A 4,839-nucleotide genomic window follows, 5' to 3' on the forward strand; every position below is an offset into this window, starting at 1 on the left:
CACATCTTTCTTTTTGTGCGCCTCAAGCAGAAAAACGGTTTTTACCCGCAAGCGGGCAAAGTTTCCGTTTTTCAGCCGGACCACCCCACCCGGATCAGCTCCGGATCTTTTCCATCGGCCCCCCTCCTTGCGGGGAAAAACGCGGATGGGGCAGGGGGAGAGGACAGGCCAGCAGGCCGTTACCTTGGCCTGCTGTGTTCATAACGAAACGCAAGCGGACAAGCCGGGCGAGAGCGGCAACCGCATCACTACAAAGAGGAAAGCTATGGAAATCAACCTTTCTGAAATTCGCCTCACTGCATAGAATGAGTTTTTCGCGCGAGAAGAAAATCGCGGCCCTTTTGCTTTCGTCGCAGTTGTGTCTGACGATTTGTCCGGGCACTTCGGCCTTGGGGTAGCTGTTGCGAATGAGCGCGGATACAATCCTGTCCCCGCTGGATGGGCCATCTCTGAAGACATGGCCAAAGCACGGGAAGAAGCTGAGCGCCTCAACGAACTGTTAGGCCACAGCAAAGAGACGTCCTTTCAAATCATTGCTTCAACTATGGGCGGGCGCCTCTACAGGCGCGCAGGGCCAATCGAGGCAAATGGTGATTAATCGACCCAAAAACGAGGGAAAGAAGGCTGCTTTTCGGGGCAGCTTTCACAGAAGGAATGAACGCACATGACGAAGAATACTCTGTCATCATCGGGTTTGGTTAACACTCCGGGCCTGATTGCGTGGGCCATCAATGGCTACGCATTCTCCAAGGATCGCGCCGCAATGGTGAATGTCATTGCTGGCACGTTTCCACAGCTTCCGAAACCCGTAATCAAACAGCTTTTGTCCAAGGCCGTACCCTACACAGTTGATGGGGACACAGTTGTTTTCACCTTGGACCACAAGCAAACGGGTGAGCCGCGATGACCTTTGCCTGCATCAGCGCATCCGTTCGCACCGCCACAACGCCGCATGGCTTCTCTGTCTACTTGCGCGAGACCTTCGCCAACACCGCCGCGCAACGGATCAGCCAGATGGAAACCTTCTCACCGGATGAGCAGGCAAAGGCCGCAATCTACGCCGCAGCACTGGCCGCAACCAACTGCGACTGCGCCGTGGAAGACATGAAAGGGTAACGACATGGCATTCCAAAACGACACAAACTCAGGCCGCGTTAAAAAGATGGTGGACACCCTGCGGTTCATCGTGAAATCCGCCGCCTCTAACAGCGCCGATACTGACGCACTGGCAGATATGTTGCGTCCCCTTACCGACGAGCTGGCCGGACTGGGCGTTCTGACAGGCTCGAACCTGATGACAGAACCGCAGTCGCCCGAGATCGCCGCCCTGACAGCTGATCAACGCGCCGCACTTATCCTCGCCGATCAGGCATCGCTGAGAGAACTGGTGGCCTCGCTCATCGGGCGGCTGGATGCCCATGCGCACCGTCTGGAGGAAATGCCATGAGGTTCAAGATGTGGCCCCGTTTTGCTTTTGAAGATACACCCCGCAAGCGTTCTGCCCTGCGCCGCAAACAGCAGAAGGAATGCGAGGCTTTTCCATTGCTGGCCGATCAGATCGCTGAGCAGCAACCCAGTGAAGATGAGGTCATGTTTAAACGCGCAGTTGATTGGGAACGACAAGAGAAAAGGAGCCGAAAACAACGCGCCGACAAATGGCGTGAGGCCCGGTGTCGTATAGTGGCTTATTCTTCCAATGAAGCTGCCGCCCTGCGCCATGCATGGAACTGTGCGCCGTACCCCGCCGATCCGGTCTATCTGCTGGATTTTCTTCATGGGTATTCCATTGGGCGGTTCACACTTGATACCTTGCCCTTCGACCTCATCCCGTCAGATCCGCATGGCGTCCGTAAGCACCAGCCCGAGATATCCGTTCCAAAAGGCCCAATCACATGACTGCAAAATCCACGGCACTTTCAAGGAAGGCCACGCGCATCTGGAAATCGGCCCAACTCTATGTCGGGTTTCACCGCGACCAGAAGGGCAAGAAGCGCGACTCCGCCAAGGTTTGGCCGCCGAAGAATGCAAATGCTACGATCCATCCAAACCCGGACGAGCAGGAGGCCTTTGTTGTTCTGAAGTCAATCGGCAACAGTTTGTCGGGCGACGTTCAGGTCAAGTTCCGGTCTGACAAGATCATCGCGCGGCGGGACACCGATGACGGCTGGCTGGGTGTGCAGATCGAACCCATGGCCGTTGTTGTACAGATCGCAGATGGGACGCGGATCAAGGTTTGGTATGATGGCTCTGTGACACGCGCGACGGCGGAGGACCGCACCACAATCGAACTGGATGGATCCGTGTTCAAGCGTACCGAGTTTGCGCAGGCTTACATGTCAGGGGACGGCACAGAAATGGGCACCGAAACTGCCACGCACAATGCCACGATCACAGAAAGCGGAGTGCAATCCTCGCTCGACGATGACTGGCAGCCGGAATGAGGGATTTCGGCGGGATCAGCGAGCGGAGTAAATACCGCAGAATCAAGGTTATGTTAAATAATGTCAGTACTACTGACCTAGAAGTTATCCAACAGTTGGCAAAGATTGGCCGGAAACGGCCAGCTGCGTGAGGCGCAGTGTCACGCGCTAGGGCGCGCAATCCCCGCTTGAGCGGGGACCCCTGATGGGTCGCGCTTTTCACAGTCGATGGCAGGCCCTGCCTGCCCGAAAGCTGAGATGTTTCTGCCTTCCGCGAACTCTTGTAGCGCGTGTGAATTTGCTGAGAAAAGCTGAAGCTTTTTGGGGCTGGAATGAGTGGTAAAAGCTGTCCTGTAATCCATTGCGTTTTCGTGCGAAAAAGTGGCATAAATCTTTGATTATTAACGTTATTTGTTTGCGCCTTGTGGCTGTTTTTGCTATGCTGAAGGCCAAAGAACAAGGGTTAATCATCATGTCCAAGTTCCACAAGTTTCCAGCACCCCGTCACCAGTTGCCGACCCGCCGTTTGGCCGAAAACCGGCAGTTCACAACACCGGAGGGTCACACAGTTCATCTGTCCGTGGGGTACGATCCTGACGAGCAGGATCGACCGCGCGAGGTGTTCTACTCGGGGGGCTTCAGGTCCGGGTCCCAGCTTGAGTTTCAGGTGCAGGACTCTTGCATTCTGTTTTCACTCCTGCTGCAGTATGGGCTGCGGCCCGATGAGATTTCCAAATCCCTGTCCCGGGTCGAGCTGCCCGACGGGTCTAATGCCTGCGCGAGCTTGATCGGAAGGATCGCTGAGGAACTGGTCGCACAATGACCCATACACAGGCACCAGATACGCGGCCGGTTTGGACAGCCGCCAATTTCTATGTCGCATTCAAGTGCGACCAGATGGGTAGGAAACGCGAGACCCCGTTCTACTGGCGGCCTGAAACCAATGACGTTCAGCTGAGCCCTAAGCCCGATGAGAAAGAGACATTCGTTCGGGTCAAGAGCACGAAGCAAGCTGACACCGAAGATGTGCACATCGCGCTGCGTCCGAATTTTATCGGCCTGCTCCGCGAAGACTCGATTGGCTGGCAGAATGTCATCGTCGAGGAGCGCTGCGTTCGGGTCACAACCAACAACGGTGTTTTCGTCACTATTTCCGAGGATGGCAGTTTTTGCTGCGACAGCGGTGACGATGTAACGATGGTCGAGCGTTCCGGGCGCGTGATCAAACAAACGCAGTATGTCGATGCGGTCATGTCACCGGGTGGTGGCGATTACGCCAGTCGCCCGTCACAGCAAGATATTTTCGGAAGCTTCGACGAGGGTTCAGATGAACAGTCGCTGCGAACAGCCCCTCGAGTTTGGGAAGCCGCCGAATTCTATATGACCTTCAACAAGGACAAGCTCGGCAATGTCCGCAACCAGCCGTTTCACTGGAAACCAGAGCGTGCTGGCGTTCAGATCGACGAGAACCCGGGCGATAAAGAAGCCTTCATTCGCCTCAAAAGCACCAAGAGCGCGGACGCCGAGGATGTGCATATCGCTTTGCGCCCTGACTTCATCGGTATTCTTCGCGAGAATGTAGTCGGTTGGCAGTCGATCATAATCTATGAGCGTGAAGTACGGGTCATGATGGCCGATGGAACGATGCTCCGCATTGACCTGTTTGGCTCCGTAGTGCGTTGCTCTGACGATGGTGAAACTGAGATCAGCCATTTGGCTGAGGTCCGCAAATGGACCGGCGATCAGCTGACTTACATGTCGCCTTGGGGAGATGATTTTAGAGTAATCAACCTCGAGCGAGGTGGCCAATGAAAGGGCTTTTGGCGGCGGCTTCACTGATGGTAATGACCGAAGCTGACTGGAAAGCGGAGGACGCGCGCCTCTCTCTTGCTCAGGAAATTGAGCAAGAATCTGAGACGCTGGTGGTTCAAGACGGTAATCATGGCGCGCTTTCCGAGCGACGCTCAAGAAGCTACATCGAGGTCGCCGGTTGTGATCTTACAGCCTTGATTGAAGAAGATGGACCTGATGGCCAAAGGGTCCGCGGTTTGACGTTCGACCTGGCTCGAACGGTCTTGCCAGATTCCGAGGATCCAAACAGCATAACATGGGGTGTTGTCGATCTGGGCGAAGGTGGAAGATTTGGCGAGATATTCTTCGAGTTTACCCCGCCCTACACGCCAACGCCGAAAGGGTTTCTCTATCCTGACGCGCCGCACAAGCCCACCTCTTGGCACTATTTCACCTTGAGAGAGCTGGTCGACGGCGCGCAACCTTACCGTCTGCTCGTTTTGCTCACGCGCTATCAGGATAGCTACTGCAGCTTCACGCGATAAGTTCAGTGTGACTGGTGGTGGCGTTTTCTTGTCCTAAAAGGTTGGGAGTAATATGAGCAAATCCCGAGCCTGCAGCTCGGGAC

9 protein-coding genes are annotated in these 4,839 nt (G+C 55.3%); all 9 read left to right on the forward strand.

Annotated features, from left to right (window positions below):
* The coding region (locus tag Q1B13_RS26530) for a hypothetical protein (protein WP_299085893.1) at window positions 1-304 on the forward strand (304 nt) is incomplete at its 5' end.
* A gap of 360 nt (window positions 305-664) precedes the next feature.
* Entirely contained in the window at window positions 665-907 is a 243-nt protein-coding gene (locus Q1B13_RS26535; RefSeq protein WP_299085891.1) for a hypothetical protein, read from the forward strand.
* Window positions 904-1,116 carry a hypothetical protein gene (locus Q1B13_RS26540; protein WP_299085889.1) on the forward strand — a complete coding sequence of 71 codons (213 nt, stop codon included), beginning with the start codon at window positions 904-906 and terminating at the stop codon, window positions 1,114-1,116. The genes Q1B13_RS26535 and Q1B13_RS26540 overlap by 4 nt, the downstream gene beginning before the upstream one ends.
* 4 nt (window positions 1,117-1,120) lie before the next feature.
* Window positions 1,121-1,447: a hypothetical protein gene (locus Q1B13_RS26545; protein WP_299085887.1), complete on the forward strand. Its 327-nt coding sequence runs from the start codon at window positions 1,121-1,123 to the stop codon at window positions 1,445-1,447.
* Window positions 1,444-1,896, forward strand: a complete 453-nt coding sequence (locus Q1B13_RS26550; RefSeq protein ID WP_299085885.1) for a hypothetical protein — start codon at window positions 1,444-1,446, stop codon at window positions 1,894-1,896. The genes Q1B13_RS26545 and Q1B13_RS26550 overlap by 4 nt, the downstream gene beginning before the upstream one ends.
* Window positions 1,893-2,441, forward strand: a complete 549-nt coding sequence (locus Q1B13_RS26555) for a hypothetical protein (protein ID WP_299085883.1) — start codon at window positions 1,893-1,895, stop codon at window positions 2,439-2,441. Before Q1B13_RS26550 ends, Q1B13_RS26555 begins: the two co-directional genes overlap by 4 nt.
* A gap of 418 nt (window positions 2,442-2,859) precedes the next feature.
* A complete protein-coding gene (locus Q1B13_RS26560) occupies window positions 2,860-3,243 on the forward strand; it encodes a hypothetical protein (protein ID WP_299085881.1) in 384 nt (127 codons plus the stop codon).
* A complete protein-coding gene (locus tag Q1B13_RS26565) occupies window positions 3,240-4,232 on the forward strand; it encodes a hypothetical protein (protein ID WP_299085879.1) in 993 nt (330 codons plus the stop codon). The genes Q1B13_RS26560 and Q1B13_RS26565 overlap by 4 nt, the downstream gene beginning before the upstream one ends.
* A 32-nt stretch (window positions 4,233-4,264) precedes the next feature.
* Window positions 4,265-4,756, forward strand: a complete 492-nt coding sequence (locus tag Q1B13_RS26570; RefSeq protein ID WP_299085877.1) for a hypothetical protein — start codon at window positions 4,265-4,267, stop codon at window positions 4,754-4,756.
* Window positions 4,757-4,839: the final 83 nt, after the last annotated feature.

Origin of the sequence: uncultured Ruegeria sp. (assembly GCF_947489545.1) — a bacterium.
Classification (GTDB): domain Bacteria; phylum Pseudomonadota; class Alphaproteobacteria; order Rhodobacterales; family Rhodobacteraceae; genus Ruegeria.

Excerpts from the sequence above, each read along its gene's own strand:
- Q1B13_RS26535 (WP_299085891.1), top strand. The coding sequence starts at position 665 with ATGACGAAGAATACTCTGTCATCATCGGGTTTGGTTAACACTCCGGGC.
- Q1B13_RS26540 (WP_299085889.1), top strand. The coding sequence starts at position 904 with ATGACCTTTGCCTGCATCAGCGCATCCGTTCGCACCGCCACAACGCCG.
- Q1B13_RS26545 (WP_299085887.1), top strand. The coding sequence starts at position 1,121 with ATGGCATTCCAAAACGACACAAACTCAGGCCGCGTTAAAAAGATGGTG.
- Q1B13_RS26550 (WP_299085885.1), top strand. The coding sequence starts at position 1,444 with ATGAGGTTCAAGATGTGGCCCCGTTTTGCTTTTGAAGATACACCCCGC.
- Q1B13_RS26555 (WP_299085883.1), top strand. The coding sequence starts at position 1,893 with ATGACTGCAAAATCCACGGCACTTTCAAGGAAGGCCACGCGCATCTGG.
- Q1B13_RS26560 (WP_299085881.1), top strand. The coding sequence starts at position 2,860 with ATGCTGAAGGCCAAAGAACAAGGGTTAATCATCATGTCCAAGTTCCAC.
- Q1B13_RS26565 (WP_299085879.1), top strand. The coding sequence starts at position 3,240 with ATGACCCATACACAGGCACCAGATACGCGGCCGGTTTGGACAGCCGCC.
- Q1B13_RS26570 (WP_299085877.1), top strand. The coding sequence starts at position 4,265 with ATGACCGAAGCTGACTGGAAAGCGGAGGACGCGCGCCTCTCTCTTGCT.